Origin of the sequence: Ruminococcus sp. AM43-6 (assembly GCF_003461785.1) — a bacterium.
GTDB lineage: Bacteria > Bacillota > Clostridia > Oscillospirales > Ruminococcaceae > Hominimerdicola > Hominimerdicola aceti.
The window spans coordinates 1-718 of record NZ_QTXU01000086.1 but is presented as its reverse complement, the minus strand read 5'-3'; the positions used below and the strand labels follow the sequence as shown (position 1 = coordinate 718).

Sequence of the window (718 nt, the reverse complement as noted above, 5' to 3'; positions counted from 1 at the left end):
GTAAAATGTCGCAGCTTATCGTTACGAGCCGTTATCTGAAAAACGGAAATCAGAAAAATAAAACAAAACGCAGAAACTATACAAAGTATATTGCTACCCGTGAAACTGTCGAGATACGAAGTCAAAAATTTGTTGACAGAAATGCCAATGCAACTAAAAATCAAGAGCAGCTTATTAACAATCTGATAAACGACTTTCCTGAATCCAAAAGATACCTTGAGTATGAGGACTATGAAAGAGAGCCGACCATTGAGAATGCCGGTGAATTGATAAGCACGATAGTAGAACGCAATGCAGACGTGGTTGGAAACCGACAGAATTTTGTCGGATATATGGCTATGCGTCCGGGCGTTGAAAAGAGAGGTTCGCACGGCTTGTTTAACGAAAAGAACGAGCCTATAATTCTGAATCAAGCGGCAAATGAGATAGCTGAACATAAAGGCAATGTTTGGTCACACGTTGTTTCACTTCGCCGTGAAGATGCTGTAAGGCTTGGCTTTGATAATTCAGACGCCTGGCGTGAGCTTGTGAAAAGGCATATTTCAGATATTGCCAAAGCACAGAATATCCCACTTTGCAATTTGAAGTGGTACGCCGCTTACCACGATACTACTCATCATCCTCATATCCATTTGCTTGTTTATTCAACAAATCCAAAGCAAGGCTTTCTGACAAAGGCTGGAATAGATAAAGTGCGTTCGGTATTTGCAAACGATAT

1 protein-coding gene is annotated in these 718 nt (G+C 40.8%); it reads left to right on the top strand.

Going from position 1 to position 718, the window contains the following annotated elements; translation table 11 throughout:
• On the top strand, window positions 1-718 hold a 718-nt coding region (gene mobP3 / locus DW938_RS14950), incomplete at both ends, for a MobP3 family relaxase (RefSeq protein ID WP_242992568.1).